General features: G+C 66.9%; 26 protein-coding genes. 8 read left to right on the top strand and 18 right to left on the bottom strand.

Features of this window, described 5'->3' with window-relative positions:
- Window positions 1-26: 26 nt before the first annotated feature.
- Both ACZ5QD_RS13860 and ACZ5QD_RS13865 read right to left on the bottom strand, forming a co-directional pair.
- Window positions 27-626 (bottom strand): TetR/AcrR family transcriptional regulator, encoded by a 600-nt coding sequence (locus ACZ5QD_RS13860; protein WP_045538076.1) that lies wholly within the window; start codon window positions 624-626, stop codon window positions 27-29.
- 4 nt (window positions 627-630) lie between these two features.
- Entirely contained in the window at window positions 631-1,293 is a 663-nt protein-coding gene (locus tag ACZ5QD_RS13865) for a TetR/AcrR family transcriptional regulator (protein WP_222110828.1), read from the bottom strand.
- Window positions 1,294-1,369: 76 nt separating this feature from the next.
- On the opposite strand from ACZ5QD_RS13865, the gene ACZ5QD_RS13870 reads away from it, so the two are divergent.
- Window positions 1,370-2,233, top strand: coding sequence for an oxygenase MpaB family protein (locus ACZ5QD_RS13870; RefSeq protein ID WP_006896847.1), 864 nt, complete (start codon window positions 1,370-1,372; stop codon window positions 2,231-2,233).
- A gap of 18 nt (window positions 2,234-2,251) precedes the next feature.
- On the opposite strand, the gene ACZ5QD_RS13875 is transcribed toward ACZ5QD_RS13870, so the two are convergent.
- The 4 genes from ACZ5QD_RS13875 to ku form a co-directional block, all read right to left on the bottom strand.
- Window positions 2,252-3,538, bottom strand: a complete 1,287-nt coding sequence (locus ACZ5QD_RS13875; protein WP_045538083.1) for an alpha-hydroxy-acid oxidizing protein — start codon at window positions 3,536-3,538, stop codon at window positions 2,252-2,254.
- Window positions 3,539-3,603: 65 nt separating this feature from the next.
- Window positions 3,604-4,080, bottom strand: a complete 477-nt coding sequence (locus tag ACZ5QD_RS13880; RefSeq protein ID WP_006896849.1) for a DUF4334 domain-containing protein — start codon at window positions 4,078-4,080, stop codon at window positions 3,604-3,606.
- A gap of 50 nt (window positions 4,081-4,130) precedes the next feature.
- A complete protein-coding gene (locus ACZ5QD_RS13885) occupies window positions 4,131-5,597 on the bottom strand; it encodes a flavin-containing monooxygenase (protein WP_464366862.1) in 1,467 nt (488 codons plus the stop codon).
- 119 nt (window positions 5,598-5,716) lie between these two features.
- Window positions 5,717-6,565 carry a non-homologous end joining protein Ku gene (gene ku, locus ACZ5QD_RS13890; RefSeq protein WP_464366863.1) on the bottom strand — a complete coding sequence of 283 codons (849 nt, stop codon included), beginning with the start codon at window positions 6,563-6,565 and terminating at the stop codon, window positions 5,717-5,719.
- A gap of 62 nt (window positions 6,566-6,627) precedes the next feature.
- On the opposite strand from ku, the gene ligD reads away from it, so the two are divergent.
- Window positions 6,628-8,592: a non-homologous end-joining DNA ligase gene (gene ligD, locus ACZ5QD_RS13895; protein WP_464366864.1), complete on the top strand. Its 1,965-nt coding sequence runs from the start codon at window positions 6,628-6,630 to the stop codon at window positions 8,590-8,592.
- A 7-nt stretch (window positions 8,593-8,599) separates the two neighbouring features.
- Here ligD and ACZ5QD_RS13900 read toward each other — a convergent pair whose 3' ends face one another.
- A complete protein-coding gene (locus ACZ5QD_RS13900) occupies window positions 8,600-9,193 on the bottom strand; it encodes a helix-turn-helix domain-containing protein (protein WP_006896853.1) in 594 nt (197 codons plus the stop codon).
- Window positions 9,194-9,211: 18 nt separating this feature from the next.
- On the opposite strand from ACZ5QD_RS13900, the gene ACZ5QD_RS13905 reads away from it, so the two are divergent.
- Window positions 9,212-9,925, top strand: a complete 714-nt coding sequence (locus tag ACZ5QD_RS13905) for an AzlC family ABC transporter permease (RefSeq protein WP_039867626.1) — start codon at window positions 9,212-9,214, stop codon at window positions 9,923-9,925.
- Complete coding sequence (locus ACZ5QD_RS13910) at window positions 9,922-10,236, top strand: AzlD domain-containing protein (protein WP_006896855.1); 315 nt, start codon at window positions 9,922-9,924, stop codon at window positions 10,234-10,236. The genes ACZ5QD_RS13905 and ACZ5QD_RS13910 overlap by 4 nt, the downstream gene beginning before the upstream one ends.
- 7 nt (window positions 10,237-10,243) lie before the next feature.
- Here the strand turns inward: ACZ5QD_RS13910 and ACZ5QD_RS13915 are convergent, their stop codons facing one another.
- Window positions 10,244-10,666, bottom strand: a complete 423-nt coding sequence (locus ACZ5QD_RS13915; protein ID WP_006896856.1) for a nitroreductase family deazaflavin-dependent oxidoreductase — start codon at window positions 10,664-10,666, stop codon at window positions 10,244-10,246.
- A 136-nt stretch (window positions 10,667-10,802) separates the two neighbouring features.
- Here ACZ5QD_RS13915 and ACZ5QD_RS13920 point away from each other — a divergent pair, with 136 nt between their 5' ends.
- From ACZ5QD_RS13920 to dps, 3 genes are all read left to right on the top strand, one after another.
- Window positions 10,803-11,390, top strand: coding sequence for a type 1 glutamine amidotransferase domain-containing protein (locus ACZ5QD_RS13920; protein WP_464366865.1), 588 nt, complete (start codon window positions 10,803-10,805; stop codon window positions 11,388-11,390).
- A gap of 63 nt (window positions 11,391-11,453) precedes the next feature.
- Window positions 11,454-11,783, top strand: coding sequence for a hypothetical protein (locus tag ACZ5QD_RS13925; protein ID WP_006896858.1), 330 nt, complete (start codon window positions 11,454-11,456; stop codon window positions 11,781-11,783).
- 55 nt (window positions 11,784-11,838) lie between these two features.
- Window positions 11,839-12,393 carry a DNA starvation/stationary phase protection protein Dps gene (dps, locus tag ACZ5QD_RS13930; RefSeq protein WP_464366866.1) on the top strand — a complete coding sequence of 185 codons (555 nt, stop codon included), beginning with the start codon at window positions 11,839-11,841 and terminating at the stop codon, window positions 12,391-12,393.
- Window positions 12,394-12,539: 146 nt separating this feature from the next.
- Here the strand turns inward: dps and ACZ5QD_RS13935 are convergent, their stop codons facing one another.
- Entirely contained in the window at window positions 12,540-12,770 is a 231-nt protein-coding gene (locus ACZ5QD_RS13935; protein ID WP_464366867.1) for a hypothetical protein, read from the bottom strand.
- Between the two features lie 121 nt (window positions 12,771-12,891).
- On the opposite strand from ACZ5QD_RS13935, the gene ACZ5QD_RS13940 reads away from it, so the two are divergent.
- Complete coding sequence (locus ACZ5QD_RS13940) at window positions 12,892-13,503, top strand: CHAP domain-containing protein (protein ID WP_464366868.1); 612 nt, start codon at window positions 12,892-12,894, stop codon at window positions 13,501-13,503.
- Window positions 13,504-13,533: 30 nt separating this feature from the next.
- Here the strand turns inward: ACZ5QD_RS13940 and ACZ5QD_RS13945 are convergent, their stop codons facing one another.
- Genes ACZ5QD_RS13945 through ACZ5QD_RS13985 form a run of 9 tightly spaced genes read right to left on the bottom strand, consistent with a single transcriptional unit; the run spans window position 13,534 to window position 22,402 of the window.
- Entirely contained in the window at window positions 13,534-14,172 is a 639-nt protein-coding gene (locus tag ACZ5QD_RS13945; RefSeq protein WP_197462926.1) for a hypothetical protein, read from the bottom strand.
- A complete protein-coding gene (locus ACZ5QD_RS13950) occupies window positions 14,169-14,753 on the bottom strand; it encodes a hypothetical protein (RefSeq protein ID WP_464366869.1) in 585 nt (194 codons plus the stop codon). The genes ACZ5QD_RS13945 and ACZ5QD_RS13950 overlap by 4 nt, the downstream gene beginning before the upstream one ends.
- Window positions 14,726-16,138: an MlaD family protein gene (locus tag ACZ5QD_RS13955; RefSeq protein WP_464366870.1), complete on the bottom strand. Its 1,413-nt coding sequence runs from the start codon at window positions 16,136-16,138 to the stop codon at window positions 14,726-14,728. Before ACZ5QD_RS13955 ends, ACZ5QD_RS13950 begins: the two co-directional genes overlap by 28 nt.
- On the bottom strand, window positions 16,135-17,235 hold the full coding sequence (locus ACZ5QD_RS13960; RefSeq protein WP_464366871.1) for an MCE family protein: 1,101 nt from the start codon (window positions 17,233-17,235) through the stop codon (window positions 16,135-16,137). The genes ACZ5QD_RS13955 and ACZ5QD_RS13960 overlap by 4 nt, the downstream gene beginning before the upstream one ends.
- On the bottom strand, window positions 17,235-18,353 hold the full coding sequence (locus ACZ5QD_RS13965; RefSeq protein WP_464366872.1) for an MCE family protein: 1,119 nt from the start codon (window positions 18,351-18,353) through the stop codon (window positions 17,235-17,237). The genes ACZ5QD_RS13960 and ACZ5QD_RS13965 overlap by 1 nt, the downstream gene beginning before the upstream one ends.
- Window positions 18,350-19,339 carry an MCE family protein gene (locus ACZ5QD_RS13970; RefSeq protein ID WP_062367369.1) on the bottom strand — a complete coding sequence of 330 codons (990 nt, stop codon included), beginning with the start codon at window positions 19,337-19,339 and terminating at the stop codon, window positions 18,350-18,352. The genes ACZ5QD_RS13965 and ACZ5QD_RS13970 overlap by 4 nt, the downstream gene beginning before the upstream one ends.
- On the bottom strand, window positions 19,339-20,376 hold the full coding sequence (locus ACZ5QD_RS13975; RefSeq protein WP_464366873.1) for an MCE family protein: 1,038 nt from the start codon (window positions 20,374-20,376) through the stop codon (window positions 19,339-19,341). The genes ACZ5QD_RS13970 and ACZ5QD_RS13975 overlap by 1 nt, the downstream gene beginning before the upstream one ends.
- Window positions 20,373-21,539 carry an MCE family protein gene (locus ACZ5QD_RS13980; RefSeq protein WP_464366874.1) on the bottom strand — a complete coding sequence of 389 codons (1,167 nt, stop codon included), beginning with the start codon at window positions 21,537-21,539 and terminating at the stop codon, window positions 20,373-20,375. The genes ACZ5QD_RS13975 and ACZ5QD_RS13980 overlap by 4 nt, the downstream gene beginning before the upstream one ends.
- On the bottom strand, window positions 21,536-22,402 hold the full coding sequence (locus ACZ5QD_RS13985; protein ID WP_062367248.1) for an MlaE family ABC transporter permease: 867 nt from the start codon (window positions 22,400-22,402) through the stop codon (window positions 21,536-21,538). Before ACZ5QD_RS13985 ends, ACZ5QD_RS13980 begins: the two co-directional genes overlap by 4 nt.

Below are 22,402 nucleotides of genomic sequence, written 5' to 3' on the forward strand. Positions count from 1 at the left end.
GACGTCAAGCATTCGGCGATCGCCCCTCAGCCCGCCACATGTCCGACGATCGACCGGGCGAACACCAGGTTCTGAGCGATCAACTCGTCGGCGCTCATCGGCCCGTCGACTCGATACCACGTGGAGACACCGACGCACATCGTCGCGACCGCCCGGGCCGCACCCTTCGGCGCATCCGTCGTGAACGCGCCGGACGCCACGCCGTCCTCGACCACCTCGTCGACCATCCGCTGCTGCCGGATCCGGTGACCGATGTAGACGCGGTGGTACTCGGGATCGAGACTGCGAAGCTCGGTGGATCCGACGAACGCCTGCTCACGCCGGTACATGTGGAATCGCAGGAGCGACTCCACCACGGCGTCGAAGCGCGCCAGCGGATCGTCGCCCGCGGCGGCCAGCGCCTCCTCCGACCGGCGAAGGAGGTCGGACATCGTCAATTCGAGCAGCCCCTGGAGCAGCGACTGCTTGGACGGATAGTGGTGGTAGAGCCCCGGGACCGACAACCCCGCACGCGCGGCGATGTCGCGGACCGAGGTGCCGTGATAGCCGTGCTCGACGAAGGCGTCGAGCGCCGCGGCCAACGGCGCCGGAAGGTCGGGCTCGCCGTAGTCACGCCAGTTCGTCATGCACTCAACTTAGCCGGGCCCCAGACGCATCCGCGGCGCGACTCTCGGGAAGCAGCATCCGGACGCAGATGTCGACGAGCGCCGGGCGGTCGAGATCGATCAGCCCCTCCGTCCACGACGCGAGCAGCCGGCCGAGGCCGCCCACCTGGAAATGCGCCGCGGCGAGAGTCTGCTGACCTCCGCTGACGTTCGCGACCGCGGGCGCACTCTGGAAGGTGAGTTCGGTGAAGATCTTCAGCATCTCGAGGCGTTTGCGCACCAGCACCGGACTGCGCAGGGTGTCGGAGAAGATCACCCTCCCCTTCCGCGGGTCGCCCTCGATGACGTCGACGATCGCCTCGACGGCACCGACGACCTTCCCCCGCGCACTCGAGCCGGCATTGAAACCGGCCAGGGCGCGGTCGGCGATCTGCTCGATGATCATGTCGAACGCGGCGCCGACCAGCGTGTCCGCGTTCTCGAAGCTCTCGTAGAAGTAGCGCGGCGTGAGCGACGCGCGGGCACAGATGCCGCGGACGGTGACGGCTCCCGGCTCGGACTCGGAGAGCATGTCGAGTGCGGCGTCGATGAGGGCGGCACGACGGCGGGCCACCCGGGCGTCGCCGGATTCGCCGCCGTAATCGCGCAGCCCTCCCGGAGCGTCGTCGGATTCAGTCACGACACACATCTTGACACCTCGGCCACGCGGGCGTTGAATCAAAGGGGAAACAGTCGTTATCAGTTCATCCGCCCGGGAGGCGAACATGACCGCGGAAGCACTCGATCCTTCAGTCGCGGAACGTCATTCGAAGCGGAGTGAACTCGATGCGCAGACCGTCGACGACCTCGACATGCTCGGCCTGGCTCTGCTCGCGGGCCCGGCGAACGTCATCATGCAGTTGGCCGTCCCCGCGGTCGGATACGGCGTCTACGAGAGCAAGGTGGAGTCGGGCAACCTCTTCAAGGTCCCGGTGAAGCGAACCCGGACCACACTCACCTACCTCGCCGTCGCGGCGATGGGCACCGCGGACGACCGCCGTCGGTACCGGCAGGCGGTGAACAAGGCGCACGTCCAGGTGCGCTCCACCGACGACAGCCCGGTGAAGTACAACGCCTTCGATCCCGAATTGCAGCTGTGGGTGGCGGCATGTCTGTATCGCGGGTGGGAGGACACCCAGCGATTCTTCGGCGATCCGTCGAAGATCACCGAGGACGCCTACCGCCAGGGCGCGGTGATGGGAACCACCCTGCAGATGCCGCCGGAGATGTGGCCCGCCACCCGAGCCGACTTCGAGGCCTACTGGAACGAGACGGTCGAGGGCATCGAGATCGACGACACCATCCGCGACTACCTGTTGAAGATTGTGCGGATGGAGTTTCTTCCGCGTCCGGTTTCGCTGATGGCGGGCTGGTGGTCGGAGGCCATGACCCTCGGCTTCCTGCCGCCCGAGTTCCGCAAGAAGATGGGCGTGCGGATGTCGCGACGGCAGGAACTGCTCTTCAACACCCACAACGCGATCGCCCGGCGCGTCCTCCGGATCCTGCCCCGCCCGCTGACCGCCTTCCCGTTCAACCTGCTGCTCGCCGACGTCCGGTGGCGGATGCGGACCGGCCGGCCGCTGGTCTGACCCGCCGGCCGGTCCGCGTCAGCCGAGGTGCTTGAGAGCGCTGCGGTCCAGGTCGGCGACGTCCCGGTGGCCCGACAGTCCCAGCGTCAGATCGAGTTCGCCGATGATGTTCGCCACCGCGTCGCGGGCTCCGGCCGTGCCGTCGAGTGCGAGTCCGTACATGTGCGGCCGCCCGATGCACACCGCGTCCGCTCCCAGCGCCAGCCCCTTGAACACGTCCGACCCGGTGTAGAAGCCGGAGTCGACGAGGACCTTCGCGCGGCCGTCGACGGCGTCGACCACGTCCACCAGCGCGTCGGTCGAGGAGATGGAGCCGTCGACCTGCCGACCGCCGTGATTGGAGACGATGAGGCCGTCGATTCCGGAGTCGACCGCCTGGCGAGCGTCGTCCGGATGAAGGATCCCCTTGAGGACGATCGGCAGCGAGGTGCGGTCGCGCAGGGTCGCGATGTCGTCCCAGTTCAGTGACGGGCGGGAGTAGATGTCGAGGAAGGTCTGCACCGCCGCGCGCGGTTCGGGTGCGGTCAGGTTGGTGCGGAGGTCGCCGGGTACGTTGCGGGCGATCGAGAACAGGGTCTTGATCGCGCCCACCGAGATCTCCGGCTTCTCCGCGGTGGCAGCCTTGATCCGCTCGGCGACGATCTCCCAGAACGACGGATCCGAGGTGTACTGGCTGATGCCCTCGGCGCGGGCGAAGGGCAGCGAACCGAGGTTGAGGTCCTGGGGCCGCCATCCGAGCATCGTGGTGTCGAGGGTGACGACCAGAGCCGCGGCGCCCATCCGCTCGGCGCGGTCGATCAGGCTGGTGACCAGGCGGTCGTCGGTCGACCAGTACAGCTGAAACCACCGCGGCGCGCCGGGTCGCACCGATTCCATCGCTGCCGCGACGTCTTCCATCGGCGCGCAGCCCTGATTGGAGAAGATGTACGGGACACCGAGTTCAGCGGCGGCCTCGCCGATGTGCACGTCGGCGTTCGGGTGGGCGAGGGCGCCCGCGCCGACCGGGGAGAACAGGACCGGTGCGCTGAGCTTCTGCCCGAAGAGTTCGATCTCGAGGTTGCGCTGCGAGGTGTCGCGCAGCATGCGCGGCACGATCGCCCAGCGGTCGAGCGCGTCCCGGTTGGCCTCCATCGTTCGGCCCTCGCCCGCACCTCCGGCGATGTACGCCCAGCCGCGCCGGCTCATCACGGCCTTGGCGCGACGCTCCAGTTCCGCGAAATCCGCTGGGACCGTGGGTTTCCGCCCGTGTACCCCCGCGGTGTAGATGTCGTTCTGCCGAGCCCTGCCGAAGCCGATCGAAACCATGCGGCCATTGTTCCCCACAGACGGCTCCCGCACACCGGGCAGGCCGGATCGGCGGCTGTGCGGCGTCACCCCCGGACGAGGAAGAAGTAGAAGTGCCGGTCGCGGACCAGCGACGTCTTCCCGTTCATGATCCCCATCAGCGTCCGCTCGTCGACGCGCTTGAAATGGTCGATGACCGGCTGACCGTCGTAGACCATCGAGGCCGTCGACTCGCCTCGGAAACCGACCATCCACGCGCTCGCCTCGCCCTTGCCGATCTCGGTGTCGGAGTACAGCGAGCCGTCGTCGGCCACGCACACCATCGGCTTCACGTCGTGCCACGAGTGGAAGGTCTTCCCGTGCCACCTCACCGCGGCCAACCGGCCGTCCATCGGGTGCCCCGAGGGCAGTTCCCCACCCCGCCACGAGCCGATCAGCTCGTCCACCTGCACCACCGGAAGAGCGGCCCAGATCCGGTCGAGGTCGGCCGGGTCGCTCACCTCCTGAGATTCGGCACGACGGAAGAAATCGGCGACGGCTTCGTCGCGCGTCAGCTGAGACATGACTGCACTGTACGTCTCAAACTCCTGCTACGGAACCCGTCGACCGTCGTTCAGGCGAAGGTCATCTCCTCGGTCACGTCGTACTTGCGCGCGTCGATCGCGTCCAGAACCAGGTTGTGGCGCACCTGCCAGGGTGCACGGTCGCCCGCCTTCGGCAGTCGGGCCCCGGCGCGCCGCACATAGCCCGAGTCGAGTTCGAGCAACGGGTGCGTCTGAGGCTTCGCGCCGTGCAGGGACGGCACCGCGCGGGTGTACCCGTGCCGGCGCATGTACGCCAGCAGTTCGGCGACCGCCTGACTGGTGAGGTCCACCCGCAGCGTCCACGAGGCGTTGGTGTACCCGACCGACCACGCGAGGTTGGGAACGTCGTTCAGCATGTATCCGCGGTAGGCGTACTTGTCGCCCGCCTCGAAGTGCTCGCCGTCCACCGACAGTGAGGCGCCGCCGAAGGTCACCAGGTCCAGACCGGTCGCGGTGACGATGATGTCGGCCTCCAGATGACGGCCCGAGTCGAGGTCGATGCCGGTGGGAGTGATCTGCTTGATGGTGTCGGTGACGACGTCCGCGTCGCCGGCCTTGACGGCGCGGTACAGATCGCCGTCGGGGATCACGCACAGTCGCTGGTCCCACGGCTCGTACTTGGGCCGGAAATGAGTGTCGACGTCGAATCCCTTGGGCAGCATCGACTTCGCGATCCGCCGCATGAGCCGCCGCGAGAGCTTGGGGAAGCTCCGGCAGAACAGGTACAGGCCGAGGGTGATGAAGGCGTTCCGCCACCGGATCACATCGTGCGCGAGCTGCGGCGTCAGCACCCGCTGCAGCAGCTTCGTCATCCCGTCCTCCCACGGGTACGGGAACATGTAGGTCGGCGAGCGTTGCAGCATGGTCACGCTGCCTGCGGTCGGCGCCATCGCCGGAATGAGCGTGACCGCGGTGGCTCCGGAACCGATGACGACCACCTTCTTGCCCGCGTAGTCCAGATCCTCGGGCCAGAACTGCGGATGCACGAAGGTCCCGGTGAACGTCTCCTCGGCGGGGAAGTCGGGCCGATACGGGGCGTCGTACTTGTAGTAGCCGGTGCACATGTAGAGGAAGCGGGTGACGATCGTCTGCGGCACCCCGCCGATCAGCGCGTCCACGGTCCACAGGTCGGTCGAGGTGTCGAAGTCGGCGCCGGTCACGTCGACGTCGAAGGTGATGTGGTCGTCGATGCCGAAGTCGCGGGCGGTCTGCTCGAGGTAGTCGCGGATCTGGTCGCCTTCGGCGATCGTCCGCGAGCCTCGCCACGGGTTCCAGGGAAAGCTGAGGGTGAAGATGTCGGAGTCCGAACGCACGCCCGGGTACCGGAACAGATCCCAGGTGCCGCCGATCCGCGACCGACGCTCCACGATCCGGTAGTCCAGCCCCGGATTCCGATCCCGGAGCCGGTAGGCGGCATCGATTCCGGACAGTCCCGCTCCGACGATCAGCACGTCGAGCGGCTGGTCAGTCGACCCGCCACGCTGCGCATCAGCCATTTCCGCCATCCTCCATCACCCGAGCGACATCTATGATGTGCATCACTGTACAGATCGGTGTCCCGCAGAGATTTCGGCTCCCGGAACGGCCTGAGAGACCGTTCCGGGAGCCAAAGTTTTCAGGCCGACTTCTTCTTGGCGGCCTTCTTGGCCGGAGCCTTCTTCGCGGGCGGTTTCTCGTCCTCGACCTCCCGGCCGCGGCTCTTGACCGACGCCCGCAGCGCCGCGAGAAGGTCCGCGACCTCCGAGTCGTCGTCGGGCGCTTCCTCTTCGGTCTCCGAGAATGCCTGGCCACCGTCGGCTCGCGCCTCGATGAGCTTTCCGAGCTCCACCTGATAGGTGTCCTCGAACTGGCTGGGGTCGAAGTCCGAGGCCATCGTCTCGATGAGCGACGACGCCATGTCCAGTTCCTGATCGCGGATCTCGACGTCGGCGTTCAGGAAGTCGAAGTCCGGCACCCGGACCTCGTCCGGCCACAGCAGCGTCTGCAGGGTCATCACGCCGTCGATGACCCGCAGCGCTACCAGCCGTGTCCGGTTCCGGAGCGTGAAATTCGCAATGGCGAGACGCTCGGTGGTCTCCAGCGCCTTCGCGAGCAGCACATACGCCTTCGGCGACTTGGACGCCGGCTCCAGGTAGTACGGCTTGTCGAAGTAGATCGGGTCCACCTGGTCGATCGGCACGAACTCGAGGATCGAGATCTCCGGGCTCTTGTTGACCGGCAGGGTCGCGAGGTCTTCCTTGGTCAGCACCACCTGCTCGCCGCTCTCGGACTCGTAGGCGTTGGCGATCTTGGAGAACTCGACCTCGGTATCGGTGCCCTCGCGCACCCGCCGATACCGGATCCGGGCCCCGTCGGCGGAATCGACCTGATGCGAACTGCGGTCGTGGCTCTCCGTGGCGGAGTACACCTTGACCGGCACGTTCACCAGACCAAAGCTCAGATCACCTCTCCAGATCGAGCGCATGTCCGTCATTGTGCCAGGAAAGAGAGCCGAGAGGCAGGTGTGCGCGTGGACAATGGTCTCCTATGACGCGATCGCATCTCGACGTGGACGGGCGCAGGATTGTGCTGACCAACCTCGAGAAGGTGTTGTATCCGGAGACCGGGACCCGCAAGTTCGACGTCGTCGACTACTACATCCGGATCGCTGACGCGATGGTGCCGCACATGGCCTCGCGCCCGGTGACCCGCAAACGCTGGCCGGGCGGAGTCGAGTCGGCGCCGTTCTTCGAGAAGACCCTCCCCGCAGGCGCACCCGACTGGGTGGCCCGCTTCACGATCGAGCACTCCGAGCGCCGGACGGTGTACCCGGTGGTCCGGTCGGCTGCCGATCTGGTGTGGCTGGCCCAGGTGGCCGCGCTGGAGCTCCACGTGCCGCAGTGGCGCATCGACCTGTCCGACGACGAGGAGCGCCGCACCGACCGCATCGTGCTCGACCTCGATCCCGGGCCCGGCGTGACACTGGACGACTGCGCCGCCGTGGCCCTCGACATCCGCGCCATGCTGACCGACGCCGGTCTCGAGTCGTTCCCGGTCACCAGCGGTTCCAAGGGGATTCACGTCTACGGGCGCCTCGCATCGCCCGTGCGGTCCGAATCGGCGCGCACCGTGGCCCGCCAGATCGCGACCGCCCTGGCGCAGGCGCACCCCCGCACCGTCACCGCGACCATGGCGAAAGCCGAGCGCGAGCGCCGGGTCTTCATCGACTGGAGCCAGAACACCGCCGCCAAGACGACACTCGCGCCGTACTCGCTGCGTGGACGCGAGCGGCCGTGGGTCGCGGCGCCGCGGTCGTGGGACGAACTGTCCGAGTCCGGACTCGCCCATCTGCTCTGCACCGAGGTCCTCGACCGCTACGAGAACGACGGCGATCTGCTCGCCGGACTGTCGGAGGCGAGCCCGCCGGTCCAGACGACCACCGTTCCCGGCGACGCGGTCGTCGACCTCGGCGAGTATCGGAAGAAACGGTCCTCACGCTCTCGGAGGGAGAGCGTCGCGCCGCCTCCGCGAGAGAGTGCGCCCGCCCGCGACAGCGAGGTCGACGATCCGCTGCCCGGTCTCGTCGGACTCCGCCCGATGCTCGCCACCGACGACCCGATCGAGTCCCTGACCGACGACTGGGCGTACGAGGGCAAGTGGGACGGTTTCCGGGCACTGATCAGGGTGGTGGGCGGCCGGGTCCGGTTGATCTCGAGGTCGGGCAACGACCTCACCGGCGACTTCCCGGAACTGTCCGTGTTCGGTGACCTCCTGGTCTCCGGCGGCCGACCGGTCGACGCCGTGCTCGACGGTGAGATCGTCGCGATCAACGACGCCGGGCTCACCGACTTCTCGCTGCTCGCATCGCGGAGGCGCAGAGCCGAGCCACACGAGCTCCGGGTGCACCTCTTCGACGTCCTGTACCTGGACGGCGTCCGAGTGTGGGAGCAGCCGTGGGAGGTGCGGCGCGAGATCCTGGAGTCCCTCGACTACTTCGACGGCGAACCGCTGATCGATGTGCCGCCGCTGCTTCCCGGGCCGGCGGACACCGCGATCCGCACCGCACGGGACCGGGGGTGGGAAGGGGTCATCGCGAAACGGCGGGCTTCGTCCTACGCGAGCGGACGCCGCAGCCCCGACTGGCGCAAACAGAAGAACTGGAACGACATCGAAGTGGTGATCGGCGGCTATCGGCCCGGTCGCGGCTCCGAGTCGAAGATCGGATCACTGCTGGTCGGCCTGCCCGCCGAGCGCGGCCTGCGCTACCTCGGCCGGGTGGGCACCGGTTTCAGCGACGCCGAACTCGACGCACTGCTCGAAGAACTCCGGCCCCTGCGGATCAGCATGTGCCCGTTCATCGACGACATCGACAAGCCCGTCGCGGGCAGCGCGACGTGGGTGCTGCCGAAGATCGTGGCGGACGTGCAGTTCATGGACTGGACGTCGACGGGGCACCTGCGCCATCCGAGTTGGCGCGGAATCCGCCGTGACAAGCTGCCGGGCGACCTGTGAGCGGCTCTCAGGACTCGCTGAGCAGAACCGCGATCGTCCCCTCCTCGAGAGCGTCGAAGATGTGCTCGATGTCGCCGGGATAGTTCACGTAGTCGCCGGGCGACAGTTCCACGGGCGCCTCCGTCGGCCCCACCGACGCCCGGCCCGAGCAGAGCACGACGTGTTCGACGACTCCTCTGGCGTGCGGTTCGGAGACTCGGGGACGGCCGGGCTCGGCGCGGATCAGATAGGCGTCGCGGCGCGTGCCGTGCCGCGCCGCCGACAGCAGGGTGGCGCTGTAATGATCGGCCTCGCCGGCGGAGATCGTCGCACCCTCGCCCAGCCGGATCACTTCGACGGTCGGACGAGGCGCGTCGACCAACGCCGAGAACTGGATTCCGAGTGCGACGCTGAGTGCCCACAGCGTCTCCACGCTGGGGTTTCCCTCCCCGGACTCCAGCTGTGACAGAGTCGACTTCCCGATTCCGGCACGGCGCGCGAGTTCGGCCAAGGAGATGCCCGCCCGCGCCCGCTCTCTCTTCAGTGCCGCCGCGACGAGTTTCTGCGGACTCACATCGTTCGACAGAGCGGACGAACGTTCATTTTGACGAACCTCTTCCATAGGTTCATCATAGTGGACATGCGTTCATCATGGAGAACACTCGTGCGGCGCGCGCCCCGCGAGATCATCGCCATCGCGTTCTCCCTCTGGATCGTCGGCGTCTCGTACGGCGCCGCCGCACACGGGATCGGCATGGCATGGTGGCAGGTCCTGCTGATGGCCTGCGTCGTACTCGCCGGATCGTCCGAGTTCGTCTTCGTGTCGGTGGTGGCCGGCGGCGGGCTGCCCGTGGTCGGCGCACTGGCCGGCCTGCTGGTGAACCTGCGCAATTTCTCGTACGGGCTCTCCGCCGGCCGATTCCTCCGGGACGACCGATCGGCATACGCCGCAGCCCACATGGTGAACGACGAGACCGCCGTCTACTCGGCCGGTCACCGCGATGTGACGGCCGCACGGTCGGCCTTCGTGATCTGCGGAACCGCGGTCGTCATCGCATGGCCACTCGGCGCGCTCACCGGTGCGATGGTCGGGCAGGTGATCGCCTCGCCCGAGACGCTCGGGCTGGACGCCGCCTTCCCCGCTCTGCTCATCGCTCTGGCGCTTCCCGCACTGCGCGACCGGGAGACGCGTTGGGCGGCCCTGTTCGGCGGGACCATCGCGCTGGCGACGGCGGGCTTCGTGGCCGCCGGACTGCCGATTGTGCTGGCGTTGTTCGGAATTCCGCTCGGGCTGATGGTGACCGGCCGCCCGCGCGTTGACCGGAGTCGCGAGCCGGAGAGCGTGCCGTCGTGACCGGCTGGGAGTTCGCCTGCGGCGTCGCGATCCTCGCCGGAGGGACCTATCTGATCCGGGTCGCCGGCGTGCGGCTGCGCAGCCGGATCACCGTCTCACCGGCGGTGGAGACCCTGCTGGAACGGTCGACGATGATCCTGTTGATCGCCGTCGGTCTCACCGGCGCCCTGTTCGCCGGCACCGAATTGAGCGATCCCGCCCGTCCGATCGGAGTCGCAGCCGGTGCGGTGGCGGCCCTGCTGCGCGCACCGCTGGCCGTCGTGATCGTCGTCGCGGCAGCGACCACCGCGGCACTGCGGCTGGTGCTGTGACGGCGGGTCACTCCAGGACGAACACCGGAATCTGACGGTCGGTGTTCTGCTGGTACTCGCCGTACGGCGGGAAGGCCTCGACCGCCAGCTTCCACCAGTGCTCGCGCTCCTCGCCGGAGACCTCGCGCGCAGTGAGATGGAAGACCTCCGTGCCGTCCTGCACGGTGACCTCGGGATGTGCCTTCACGTTGTAGTACCAGGACGGGTTCGACGGCGCGCCGCCCTTGGACGCCACCATCGCGTACTTGCCGTTCTCCTCGACCCGCATGAGCGGGACATACCGCTGCTTGCCGGACTTGGCGCCGAGCGTGGTGAACAGCACCACTCTCATGCCGTTGATGTCCGCGACGTCGGTCGTGCCCGCGGCCAGGATCTTCTCGGTCTGATCGCGCACCCAGTCGGTGGGGCTCAGTTCGGGGGAATCACTCATGGTCCCGATGGTAGGGCGATCGCCCGCGGCAGGGCGTCGACATCGGCAGGTTCGACCGACTCGACGTTTGAGAGCCGCATGGACGGGGTATCCCGACACTGCATGTCCGCCGCAGCACAGCTGGAGGGAGTTCGCCATGAGAGTGCACCATCACGACCCCGACCTGAGCGGACGGTCCGTCGCGTTCCTGGTCGCGCCGGAGGGCGCCGAGGAGCGAGAACTCACCGACCCGTGGCAGGCCGTGCGCGAGGCCGGTGGCACTCCGACGCTCGTGTCAACCGTCGGCGGAACGGTACAGACTTTCCGCCACCTGGACCGCGCCGCCTCATACCCGGTCGACGAGGTGGTCGAGAATCTCGACTCCACGGATTTCGATGCGCTGGTGCTTCCCGGCGGTGTCGCGAATCCGGATTATCTGCGGACCGTTCCCGGTGCTGTCGAGTTCGCGGCGCGGTTCCTGGAGTCGGGCCGCCCCGTCGCCGCGATCTGCCATGCGCCGTGGCTGCTCATCGAGACGGGTCTGATCGGGGGTCGCCGGCTCACCGCTTGGCCCAGCCTCCGAACCGACGTGCGCAACGCGGGCGCCACGTGGGAGGACGGGCCGGTGGTGGTGTGCGACTCGGGCCCGGGTCCGTTGATCACCAGCCGGGCGCCGGACGATCTGCCCGCCTTCGACGAGGCTCTGCTGCACCGGTTCTCGGTCGCGGCCACGGGCCGGCCCTGATGCCTTTCGTTCAAGGAGGTTCACATGAGACGCAGCGAATCCACGCCGGGAGGAGGCCCGCCCATGACCGGAGACCATCTGAGCGCCGCGACCGTTCGTCCACTGAAGGCGCTCGGGCTGATCGGCTACGGGCTGCTCCTGATCGCCCTGGTGCTGATCGCCGTGACCTTGACCACCGCGGCGGCCGACGACGCGCTCGCACCGTGGATCGTGGCGACGGTGGTCTGCGCTGTGGCCGCGGTCGGATGCCTCGGTTGGTCGCGGGTGAGGTTGCGGTCCCATCGCGCGCTCGACCGTCCCCAGCACGACCCGCTCATCCCGGAGACGACGGCCGAGGAGGCCGACGAGTACGAGCACCTGCATCATCCACGCGGCCGCCGCAGGAGGGCGTGATCGCCGAGCGATCACCCGCCCGTGCGACGGCCGACCCGACAGACGAGGAGGCACCATGTCACTCATCAACACCCATCAGCCGGAGATCGGCGGTCTCTCGCACACCGAGTCCGATGCATTGATCTCGATCCTGCAGCACCGGCTCAGTTCCCTGATCGATCTGCATCTCACGCTCAAGCATGTTCACTGGAACGTGGTGGGCCCCAACTTCATCGGAGTCCACGAGATGCTCGACCCGCAGACCGCCACGGTCCGCGGATTCGCCGACGTGCTCGCTGAGCGCATCGCGACGCTGGGCGGCTCGCCGAGCGGGACGTCGGCGGGTATCACGAAGGATCGCGACTGGGACGATTACGATCTCGGCCGCGACACCGTCCAGGCGCATCTCGCGGCCCTCGACCTCGTCTACACCGGGGTCGTCAAGTCCCATCGCGACGCCATCGCCGAGGCGGGGATGATCGATCCGATCACCGAGGACGTCCTCATCGGCCAGACGCGCGAACTCGAGCAGTTCCAGTGGTTCCTGCGCGCCCACCTGGAAGACCGTTCGGGCGAACTGGCACACGCGGGGTCGCATACCGAACTCGGCGCCGCCGACGCAGCTCGCTGAGGAGGTCGCTCGCTCCGTAGCTCGGTAGAAATGCGACAGGGGCACATGAATCGGGGGGGCTGCTCGGGCAGCGCCGCCGATTTCGCTGGTTCATCTCGCTGGTTCCGGAAGCCGGACTGCGATCTGGCGAAACGCGTCCAGTGACCTCAGACGAGCCTCGCGCGCAGCAACTTCTTGCCCATCTCTGCGCCCTTGAGGCTGTCGCTCTGCGCCTTCGTGAACAACTCCACCGTCTCGTGGTCGCCGTCGCGCTCGGCGTCGGCGATGAAAGTGTCCATCCGAAGCGCGTTCGACAGGCACTTCTCCACGTACCAGATCAGGTTGTACGTCTTGTCGCGTGTTCCGGTCACTTCCCTGGACTCGGTGCTTGCAGACATGCCGCGTCCTCCGTTCAGATAGTCGGTATTCGTCCGTCCGGAAGCGAAGTCCGTTTCCGGACATCGATCGAGTTCCCGATCGCCGAGACCCCGAAACATGATGGGCGGATACGCTGGCCGGATGTCGCCCCGCCGCCGAAGGCTCGCCATCTCACTCGCAGTCGTCGTCGTGCTCCTGGGCGGCGCGACCGCCGTGGCCGTCCACGAAGGCGCAGTGGGTTTCGTCCGGACCTGGTGGAACAACCGCGACCGCGCCTATCCGGACCTGGACACCACTGCTCTCGGCCCCACGCAGCAGCGCATCGTCACCGTCACCCGAGCGGAGTTCGACGCCCAGCCGCCGGGCACCAAATACTCCGAGGGGGTCGACGAGGAGTGGTGCGCCGACTTCGTCAGCTGGGTGATGCGGGAGTCGGGCGTGCCCTTCGAGAATCCGTTCTCCGGGCACTGGCGGATCCCGGGGGTGTACACCCTGACCGAGTACTTCCAGTCGCAGGGACGCTTCCGCGCAGCCGACTCGGGTTACCGTCCCGTCCTCGGCGACGTGATGCTCTACTCCACCAAGAGCTTCTTCCGTCAGCACACCAACATCGTGCTCGACTACTCCGACGGGGAGGTCACCACCGTCGGAGGCAACGAGTGGGGCGGACACGTGAAGGTGAACCGATTCCGGATCGGCGGATACGTCGGGCTCGTGGGGTACGGCGTCCTGCCGTCGGCAGCCGAGCAGTAGCGGGCTTCACCCTGCGCGCCGGATGCGCCGTCAGACCGGAACGAACTCAGAGATCTTCCACGAGTCGCCGTCCTTGGTCATGTGCACGCGGACCCGGCTGCCGTCGAGGCGCGGACCTTCCAGGTCCTTGCTGGTGGTGGTCTGGTTGACGAACAGCAGCACGGTCACCGAGTCCTCCTCCGCGGCCACCACCGAGGCTTCGACCACATCGGCCTTGGTGACGATGGCATCTCTCTTGGCCGCGGGCTGCACCACTGACGCGCCGAGTTCGGTGTATTCAGTGAGGAACTTACCGGTCAGCAGCTTCTTCGCCGACTTCGGAAAGGCCTGGTCGATGGTCCGATAGTCGTAGCTCAGCAGTTCCGGTACGTCACGGCGGGCCGATGCCAGCGCCGACTGCCCGGCATCGGCATCGGCAGCGGCCGACGACGCAGCCCACCACACGTACCCGAGCGCACCGGCACCGACGACCGTCACCGCCGCGAGCACTCCGACGACGAGCCTTCGGGCCCGCACCGACAGATCCGCGGGCCACAGAAGCAGTCCACGCATCCGGCTGCTACTCGTGCCCGTGCCCTCGTCGACGGCCTCTTGTTCCTCGTGCGTCTCCGGCTCGGTGGCGCCGACCGCATCGTCCGGATCCACGCTCGCCTGCTCATTGACCGTCATGACACGAACTCCACATTCCCGACCTTCCAGTCGTCGCCTTGTCGTTGGAGGTCCACCAGCATCCGGTAGACGCGCTGCTGACCGTCGGGTGCCTCGGTGTTCTTGACTACCGAGCTCACCGCTGCGAGGACTTTCGCCGAGTCGTCGTCGGCCTCGACGATCCCCGCCTCCTTGACCGCGCCCGTCGAACGAACCTGACCCGAGGCGAGGACCTGTTCGAAGGAGGCCGCCAGCTGGCCGAACTGTTGTTGAAACGAGCCGGTCGCCAGCGAGGAGATCCGGTCCATGTCGGCCTTGGACCGTTGGTAGTCCAGGCTCACCAGCCCGGCGACCGCTTCTCGCGTCACGTCGAGAACCTGCGCGTCCCGGCTCTTGTTCCGTTCGGCGTGATAGAGGTCGACGCCTTTGACTCCCAACATCGTCAGAACCGCGACGGCGGCGATCAGCAGGGACCAGACGACGAGCGCCGGCCGGCGACCTCCCCGGTCGCTGAGCGTTCGTGTCTCCTGTTCCGTCGCCTGCTCCTGGCCCGTCTCCTGCGCTTCGTCTGCATCTACCACTTGATCAGCAACGACTGCCATGTCGTGTTCCCCTTTCCGGATGCTGTGCTGGTGGGCGATCCGACGAAGTACGTCACTCCGTCAGGTCCTGTGAACCGGCCCGTCTTCTCCGAGTAGGGAATCGGCCGATCAGTGGGCGTCGACGATCGCGGACGCCGGTCCGGCGGGTCGCCTGCGGTCGCGCTGTGCGGCTTGGCGAGCATCTCAGGCCACGTCGACGGCAGACCTCCCGGACAGTCCGCGACCAGCGCGGTCCTCACCGACAGATCGGTGGCGCAGGGCACGTTGCGCGCGCCACGAGCGACCTTCGGGTTGGCGGCGAGGACGTCGCAGTACTGGTCCGGGACCACCGGAACCTCCCGCAGGTCCGACGGATCACGCCGCTGGGTGCGGCCGTAGCCTTCGGTGCACGGCGGCGGGTTCAGCGTATTTCCGAGCTTCACGTCGAGCGGGGCCTGCGGGCTCTCACCGAGCGCGAAGTCCTTGACGGAGTACAGCGTGCCCGATGTGAACGCCGGATACACCGTCAAGATGTGGCGGAGCCCGGGCACGTTGACCCGCAGCACCTGACCGACGGTCTGCAGGTTCGCGAGCAGCGTCGGCAGTGTCGGCGTCAGCTTCCCCAATGTCGCCGACACCTCATCAGCGGCGGCGGGTGCGTCCTCGATCAGCGTGCGAATCCGGCCGTCGCTCATAGCGAGCTGATCAGTGAACGACGCCAGATTCGCCACCGACGATCGCAAGTCGACGGCCACCTTGTTTCCGGTGCGCAGCAGCGGGTCGGCATCGCCGATCAGCGTGGTCGTGGGTACGAGGTCGATCTGCGCCAGCCGCAGCAACTGCTGTGACGAGTCGATCAGACGGGCCAGCCGATCCCCGGACTCTCCCAGCCCGTCCGAGACAGCGTCGATCGTGGTCTCCAGATGCTGAGGCGAGAGTGCCCCCACCAAGCTCATCGTTCGCCCGAGCACGTCTTTGGTGGGTGTGGGCGCCACGTTGCCGCCCGCCGGGAGCACATCGCCGTCGCTCAGTGAGGGGCCGGCGCCCGATCGCGGTACGAGATCGACGTACTGCTCACCGACGGCCGACTGACTCTTGATGTGGGCCGAACTGTCGCGCGGGATGCGCCGACCCGAGTCGATGCGCAGCGTCACACGCACCGGCGCCGATGGATTCGCCAGATCCAAGTCCACGCCGTCGACCCGGCCCACGGTGACGCCGCGATACGTGACCAACCCGGACTCGTAGACGCCGCCGGCCGAGCCGAACTCGGCGACGACCCGGTACGTGCCGATGCCGGTGACACGACCGATACCGATGTACGTGATCGCACCGTAGACCACACTCACCACGGTGAGCAGTGCGAACACGATCAACTGCCACTTGACCAGCTTCGTCAGCCTCATCGACGGCCGCCCTTCGGCGCGGCGAACGGTGCGCGCAGCGGATCGGCCGCCTGGCGAGACAGCATCATCTTCTCCACGTCGATCTTCGGCAGGCTGCCGATCACCTTGTCGCGGATGGCACCCACGGACAGGTCCAGAGTGAGGAACAGATTCTGGAAGTCGCCCTTCATCCCCTTGTCGATCGTCGTCACCGGGAACGGGATGGTCAGACCCACGAGCAGCGAGCCGACCAAGTCGTCTCCCGACTGTTCGAGCCCGGTCAGCGCAGGCCGCAGTTCGGACACGATAGTGGCCAGGTCGTCGTGGCTGCGGGACAGCGCCGTCGACACCTTGGCGCCGAAGTCTCCGACACGGTCGAGCATCGTGACCAGGTTCTCGCGCTGGTCCGCGAGCACGGTGAGCGCGGGTTCGATACCGTCGATTCCCGCGGCTATCGTCGAATTCTGATCGGCGAGTGATCCGCTGAGCCGCCCGAGAGCGTCGATCGCGCGGCCGATGTCGTCGCGCTGACCGTTGAGCCGGGTGACGAGGGTCTTGAGCCTGCCGATCGCTTCGTTCGCAGCCGCCGTCCGGCCGTCGGTGGCGGTGTTCAGTTCGGTCATGATCGACCGGAGCTGCTCGAGTCCGCTGCCGTTGAGCACCAGGGACAGGGCCGCGAGAACCGATTCGGTGGAGGGATACGCCGACGACGAGTTCACGTCGATCGTGTCACCGGGAAGGAGATGGCCTGCAGCCGGCCGGGACGGCCGCACGAACTCGAGGTACTGGGCGCCCAGGACCGAGGTCTGCGCCAGCTTCACCGTGGCATTCGCCGGGATCACGACGCCCTCCGAGAGTTCCACCTCCACTGCGGCGACGGATTGGACCACCGAGATCGACCCGATCTGTCCGACCGTCACATTGTCGTATTTGACCAGCGAATTCGATACGAGATTCTGCACGTCGGCTAAGTGAACGGTCACGCGATAGGCCTTGCCGGAAATCGCGTCGCCGGGCAGCGGCAGGGAGTTCGCGCCGTCGAACCGGCAACCGGTCAGCGCAGTGGACACGACCGCCAGGAGTGCGGCCAGTGCAGCAGCGACCTTTCTGCGTCTCATCAGCGACCTCCCGTCTTCGACGTCGACGACGCGGACGAGCGTGCTATCTCGGAGGTGAGGACCCGGGTCAGCGTGGTGTTCACCTTCTGGCACTCCTTCTTCGGTGCGTCGACCGTGGTGAGCAGCGCGCAGATCAGCGATACCGGGTCGGGGAAATCGGCGATCGCCAGTCCGGCGGTCAGGGAATTCGAATCCGGGTCGTAGATGTTGTAGAGATTCGACAGAGCGGTCGGTGCCGTATGCAGGATCTGGGCGAGGTCGTCCTCACGGTCGACGAGCAGTCGCGACACCCGGGTGAGTTCCCTGACGTCCGTGCTCAGCGCGTCGCGATTCCGCGAAAGGTAGTCGCGCAGGTCTGGAACCATGTCGTTCAGTGCATGGATCGCGGCGTCGAGCTGCGTCCGGTTGTCGGCCAGAAGCGCCGAGGCGTCGTTCAGCTGCGCCGAGAACGAGACGATCTGGTCGTCGGAGGCACGCAGTGCGGTCACCACCTGCTGAAGATTGCGTACGGTGCCGAAGAGATCCGGACCGCCGGCGGAGAGCGTCCCCGCTGCGTCGGACAACGCGTCGACCGCGTGCCGCAGCGACTGGCCGTTGTCGCCGAGAACCGCGGCCGAGGTGTCGACGAACCGGCTCAACGTGCCCTTCTCGTCGTGCGCGGTGGGACCGAGCTGAGTGGCGAGGTCGGTGACCTGCTTCTTGATCTCGTCGTATCCGACCGGCACTGCCGTGCGCTTGAGGCCGATGACTGCGCCGTCGGGCAGTGCCGCGCCTCCCGGCCGCTCCGGATTCACGAACTGCACGTAACGTCCCGACACGAGGGTCGGCGATACGATCGCGGCGCGCGAGGACGCCGATACGAACACCGAGTCGTCGTACGACACCTCGACGACCACGTCGCCCGGCGACGGTTCCACCGACTTCACGGTGCCGATGGACACCCCTCGCATCTTCACCGGGTCGCCGGGGAACAGCCCGGTGCCGTCGGTGAAATGGATTGTCGCTGTGGATGTGTGCGTACGCTCCCACACCACCGACACCGCCAGCGCCACCATCGCCGTGACGACGATGCCGATCACGATGACCGCCGGCGCACCGAGTCTCTTGACTGCCTTCATCGTCCGCCTCCCGGGCTTCCAGGCTGCTGACCGCGGAGATTCGCGGGCGTGATGTTCTCGAGCAGAACGGCGAAGAACGGCCCGCTTCCCAGGACGTCGGTGAACTGCATGACGTACGGCCGCATTCCCGAGATCGACTTGTCGAGATTCGTGTAGTTCGCGTTCAGGGTGTCGGTCACTCTGCGCAATTCCTCGAGCATCGGCGGCGTCGACGTGCGGTTCTCGACGGTGACACGCTCGATCTCGTCGGCGACACCTCGCAGGCTGACGAGCACGCGGCGGATCACCGCGGCGCGATCGTTCAGCGCTTGGAAGAGGACATCGCCGTCGTCGATCAGGCGGGTCAGGTTGCCCTTGCGCTCGGCGAGGACGCCCGAGAGCGAACGGGTGTGCTGTAACAGGGTCCGAATGCCCGCATCCCGGCGGGAGACTGTCCGAGCGGCGTCGGCGACGTTCTCGAGCGAGCCGCCGAGATCGTCCGGAAGGCCCTTCATCACCTTGTCCAGGCTCTGCACCGCGTCGACAACCTGCTTCTTGTCTGTGTCGCCGACGTTCTCGGTGAGTTGATCGAGTGAATCGGTGAGGTCGAAGCCTGAGGTGGTGCGCGACTGCGGGATCCGGTCACCGAGCTCACCGCCGCCGCCGGTCGTCAGCTCGACGTAGCGGCGTCCGAGCGCGGTCTCCACTTTGATCGCGGCGCGTGTCTGCGAGCCCAGATCTCTCCACCCCTCGGTGAGACGGAGTTTGACGTCCACGTGATCGGACTTCAGTGAGATCGCCGTGACTGTGCCCGCGGAGACTCCCGCCACCTGGACTTCGTCATCGGTGTTCAGACCGCTCGCGTCAGCGAACTCGGCGACCACCGTGGTGGCGCCGGGCCAGAAGGGCAGCGACCGATAGTTGAAGGCCAGTGCGAGAACGACGAGGATCACCGCGCTACCGATGATCCCGGCCCGCACGGCACGGACGGAGTCGTCAGGTCTCATCATTTACACCTCTGGGCGGGTACTTGGATCATCGGCGTGTCCTGGTGGCCGCCGTCGAGCGTCGGGTAGCGGATGGCCAGACCGCAGACGAAGAAGTTGACGAAGCTGCCGTACCCCGAGGAGCGGCCGAGCAGGCGATACGCCTCCGGAAGCTTGTTCAGCAGCATGTTGATCGTCGACGTGTTCTTGTTCAGGTTCGCCGCGAGGCCACGCAGGCGCGTGATGTCGATGGTCAGATCCGGTCTGACCTCCGACAGCAGGCTGTCCAGTTGCGAGGTCGCCGCCTCGATGTGGGCGAGTCCGTCCACGATCGTGGTTCGGTCCTCGGCGAGCCCGGACACCAGCCGCTGCATCTGTCCGATCATCGAGCCGAACGCTGCCTTACGTTCGTCGACCGTGCCGAGGACCGTGTTGAGGTCGCTCACCACGGAGCCGATCGTGGCGTCCCGGTCGGCGATCGTCTTGCTGAGCTGTCCGAGCTGCGTGATCACTTCTCCGATGTCGTCGGTCCGGCCGTTGAGGACCGATACCAGTGCCGCCGACAGACGATTGGTCTGGTCGGGGTTCACTCCGACGAGCAACGGTTTGAAGCCGTTGACCAGAGCGTCCATGTCGAGCGCGGCGCGCGTCTGCGTCGCGGGAATCACCGATCCGGACGGACGCTCCTTCGCCGCAGCCGCCGGCGGCGTCTTCAGCTCCACATAGCGATCGCCGATCAGGTTCTTGTACTTGACGTTCGCGTTGGTCGCCGTGGTGACGACGACATCGGAGTCGACGTCCATGGCCACCTCGGCGCCGAGGTGAGGGCCGTCCTCTTCGGTGCGGGCCACCTGGACGTCGGTCACCTTTCCGACCACGACGCCGGCGAGCTTCACATCGTCGCCGGTCCGCAGCCCGGACGCCGACGTGAACACGGCACGGTACGACTTCGTAGGCCCGAACCGCAGGTCGCCGACGATGACGAAGAGCACGGCGGTGATGAGTGCGCTGACGACGAGGAAGATGCCCAGCTTGATCGCGGGCCCGGTGACGTTCATCGCGTCATTCCGTAGATCATGGAGGCGAACGGGTTGCCGATGATGTCCTCCGGGTTCTTCACATCACGGTAGGCGTGGCTGCCGTCGTTGAAATCGACGTGGCCGGGCGCCTTGGCACCGGGGCCGCGGGGGTACCCGTAACAGCTGGGTCCCGACTCTCCCGCGCCGGTGCGCGGAGCGTCTGTTCCCGGCCGATAGGGCGGGTCGCCCATGATGAGTGTTCCGACGATGTCCAGTCCGGCTCGCGCGCCCCCGAACGCACGCTCCAGATACTTGCGTCCGAGGTTGAGGCCGGACAGGAAGCACGGGAGGATCGGGCCGTAGTCGCCGAGCACCTGAGTCGGCGGCGCCAGTGCTTCCGCGGCTTTCACCAGCGGTGTTTGGACGCCGGCCATGAATCGGTCGCCGGTGTTGCCGAAGCGGGTGAAGCTCAGCAGGAACGACGTCAGCTGAGTCTGCTCGTCGACGATCGTCTTCGACGTGACCGTTAGATTCCTGATCGTGGTCATCAGGTCGGGCGTCATATCGGCGAACGTCTCGAGGTTGTCCGCGCCCAGCTTCAGATCGCGTTGCAGCGTCGGCAGCGACTTGTTGAAGGTCGCGAGGTAACGGTTCACATCGTCGATCACGGCGCCGAGCTTGCCGCCGCGGTTCACTGTGCCCGTCTGCACCGCAGTGAGCGTCGCGTTGACGCGTGCCGGATCGATCCTGTCGAGGATCTTGACCAGCAGGTCGAAGGTGTCGAACACCTCGACCGGGGTGGCGGAGGTGTCAATCGTCGCGCCGGCGGCCAGCTTGCCCGCCGACGGCGACGACGGCATCGACAGCGCAACGTACTTGCGTCCGAACAGTGTCGTGGGTTCCATCTCGGCTCGCATGTCGGACGGCAAGTCGTCCATCACGTCGGAGTCGATCTCCATCCGGATTCGAGCTTTGTCGTCGGCGACGGTGACTTGCGATACCCGGCCCACCACGACGCCGTACATCTTCACGTCCGAGCCCGGAACCAACAGCAGTCCGGCGCGCGGCGCGTTGAGATAGACCGTCTCGGTGTTCTGGAATCTGCCTCGGTACGACAACACTGCCAAAACGACGAGGAGGACGACGACGGCAGCTGCGGTGAATGCGTACAACAGGTGGCGCGTGCGCGAATGCTCGATCATCCGGACACCCGCACAGTCGAGTGAACGCCTCCGTAGAGCGCGATTCCGACCACGAAGTCGACGACCATGATGATGATCAGCGAGGTCCGCACGGCATGGCCGACCGCAACACCGACGCCGGCCGGTCCGCCGCTCGCGTTGTAGCCGTAGTAACAGTGCACAGCCATCACCGACACCGCCATGACGATCACCTTCAGCAGCGAGATCGCGACATCGGACGGCTGCAGGAAGAGCTGGAAATAGTGGTTGTAGGTACCCGGCGATTGGTCGGAAAGGAATACGCTGACGAACTCGGTCGCCGCATATCCGGTGAACAGCGCGATGGCATAGAGGGGGATGACCGCGACCAGTCCGGCTGCGATTCGCGTGGAGACCAGATACGGCAGCGACTGCACCGACATCACTTCGAGGGCGTCGATCTCCTCGCTGACCCGCATAGCACCCAGTTGGGCGGTGAAACCGGAACCGACGGTCGCCGTCAACGCAACGCCTGCGATAACCGGGATCGCCTCGCGGGTGTTGAAGAACGCCGAGATGAAGCCCGACATCGCCTCGACGCCGACGCGCCCCAGAGAACTCGAGCCCTGCTGACCGACCTCGTAGCCCGCGGCTGCCGTGAGGAATCCGATGATGACGACGGTGCCGCCGATCACCGCGAGCGCTCCCGCGCCCAGCGAGACCTCGGCGAGCAGCCGGACTGTCTCGCGTCGGTAGTGGGTGAAGGCGCGAGGCACCGCTCGCAGCGACGCGCCGTAGAACGCCAGTTGCCGGCCGAGGCGCTCGGCCGGCGCCAGGACGCGGCCAGGCGCGAGCCGTTCGAATCGCGCGCGAGACGGTTCTCGAGCGGTGGGTGCGCTCGTCAT

The sequence above is a fragment of the Gordonia sp. J1A genome, assembly GCF_055393515.1.

What these genes read in the sequence shown, in the direction of transcription:
- ACZ5QD_RS13935 (WP_464366867.1), bottom strand. Translation starts at nt 12,770, where the DNA reads ATGTCTGCAAGCACCGAGTCCAGGGAAGTGACCGGAACACGCGACAAG.
- ACZ5QD_RS13945 (WP_197462926.1), bottom strand. Translation starts at nt 14,172, where the DNA reads ATGACGGTCAATGAGCAGGCGAGCGTGGATCCGGACGATGCGGTCGGC.
- ACZ5QD_RS13985 (WP_062367248.1), bottom strand. Translation starts at nt 22,402, where the DNA reads ATGACGAGCGCACCCACCGCTCGAGAACCGTCTCGCGCGCGATTCGAA.
- ACZ5QD_RS13900 (WP_006896853.1), bottom strand. Translation starts at nt 9,193, where the DNA reads ATGGAAGAGGTTCGTCAAAATGAACGTTCGTCCGCTCTGTCGAACGAT.
- ACZ5QD_RS13870 (WP_006896847.1), top strand. Translation starts at nt 1,370, where the DNA reads ATGACCGCGGAAGCACTCGATCCTTCAGTCGCGGAACGTCATTCGAAG.
- ACZ5QD_RS13880 (WP_006896849.1), bottom strand. Translation starts at nt 4,080, where the DNA reads ATGTCTCAGCTGACGCGCGACGAAGCCGTCGCCGATTTCTTCCGTCGT.
- dps (WP_464366866.1), top strand. Translation starts at nt 11,839, where the DNA reads ATGTCACTCATCAACACCCATCAGCCGGAGATCGGCGGTCTCTCGCAC.
- ACZ5QD_RS13905 (WP_039867626.1), top strand. Translation starts at nt 9,212, where the DNA reads ATGCGTTCATCATGGAGAACACTCGTGCGGCGCGCGCCCCGCGAGATC.
- ACZ5QD_RS13920 (WP_464366865.1), top strand. Translation starts at nt 10,803, where the DNA reads ATGAGAGTGCACCATCACGACCCCGACCTGAGCGGACGGTCCGTCGCG.
- ACZ5QD_RS13975 (WP_464366873.1), bottom strand. Translation starts at nt 20,376, where the DNA reads ATGAACGTCACCGGGCCCGCGATCAAGCTGGGCATCTTCCTCGTCGTC.
- ACZ5QD_RS13980 (WP_464366874.1), bottom strand. Translation starts at nt 21,539, where the DNA reads ATGATCGAGCATTCGCGCACGCGCCACCTGTTGTACGCATTCACCGCA.
- ACZ5QD_RS13860 (WP_045538076.1), bottom strand. Translation starts at nt 626, where the DNA reads ATGACGAACTGGCGTGACTACGGCGAGCCCGACCTTCCGGCGCCGTTG.
- ACZ5QD_RS13950 (WP_464366869.1), bottom strand. Translation starts at nt 14,753, where the DNA reads ATGGCAGTCGTTGCTGATCAAGTGGTAGATGCAGACGAAGCGCAGGAG.
- ACZ5QD_RS13885 (WP_464366862.1), bottom strand. Translation starts at nt 5,597, where the DNA reads ATGGCTGATGCGCAGCGTGGCGGGTCGACTGACCAGCCGCTCGACGTG.
- ACZ5QD_RS13955 (WP_464366870.1), bottom strand. Translation starts at nt 16,138, where the DNA reads ATGAGGCTGACGAAGCTGGTCAAGTGGCAGTTGATCGTGTTCGCACTG.
- ACZ5QD_RS13875 (WP_045538083.1), bottom strand. Translation starts at nt 3,538, where the DNA reads ATGGTTTCGATCGGCTTCGGCAGGGCTCGGCAGAACGACATCTACACC.
- ACZ5QD_RS13865 (WP_222110828.1), bottom strand. Translation starts at nt 1,293, where the DNA reads ATGTGTGTCGTGACTGAATCCGACGACGCTCCGGGAGGGCTGCGCGAT.
- ACZ5QD_RS13915 (WP_006896856.1), bottom strand. Translation starts at nt 10,666, where the DNA reads ATGAGTGATTCCCCCGAACTGAGCCCCACCGACTGGGTGCGCGATCAG.
- ligD (WP_464366864.1), top strand. Translation starts at nt 6,628, where the DNA reads ATGACGCGATCGCATCTCGACGTGGACGGGCGCAGGATTGTGCTGACC.
- ACZ5QD_RS13965 (WP_464366872.1), bottom strand. Translation starts at nt 18,353, where the DNA reads ATGAAGGCAGTCAAGAGACTCGGTGCGCCGGCGGTCATCGTGATCGGC.
- ACZ5QD_RS13925 (WP_006896858.1), top strand. Translation starts at nt 11,454, where the DNA reads ATGACCGGAGACCATCTGAGCGCCGCGACCGTTCGTCCACTGAAGGCG.
- ku (WP_464366863.1), bottom strand. Translation starts at nt 6,565, where the DNA reads ATGCGCTCGATCTGGAGAGGTGATCTGAGCTTTGGTCTGGTGAACGTG.
- ACZ5QD_RS13940 (WP_464366868.1), top strand. Translation starts at nt 12,892, where the DNA reads ATGTCGCCCCGCCGCCGAAGGCTCGCCATCTCACTCGCAGTCGTCGTC.
- ACZ5QD_RS13960 (WP_464366871.1), bottom strand. Translation starts at nt 17,235, where the DNA reads ATGAGACGCAGAAAGGTCGCTGCTGCACTGGCCGCACTCCTGGCGGTC.
- ACZ5QD_RS13970 (WP_062367369.1), bottom strand. Translation starts at nt 19,339, where the DNA reads ATGAGACCTGACGACTCCGTCCGTGCCGTGCGGGCCGGGATCATCGGT.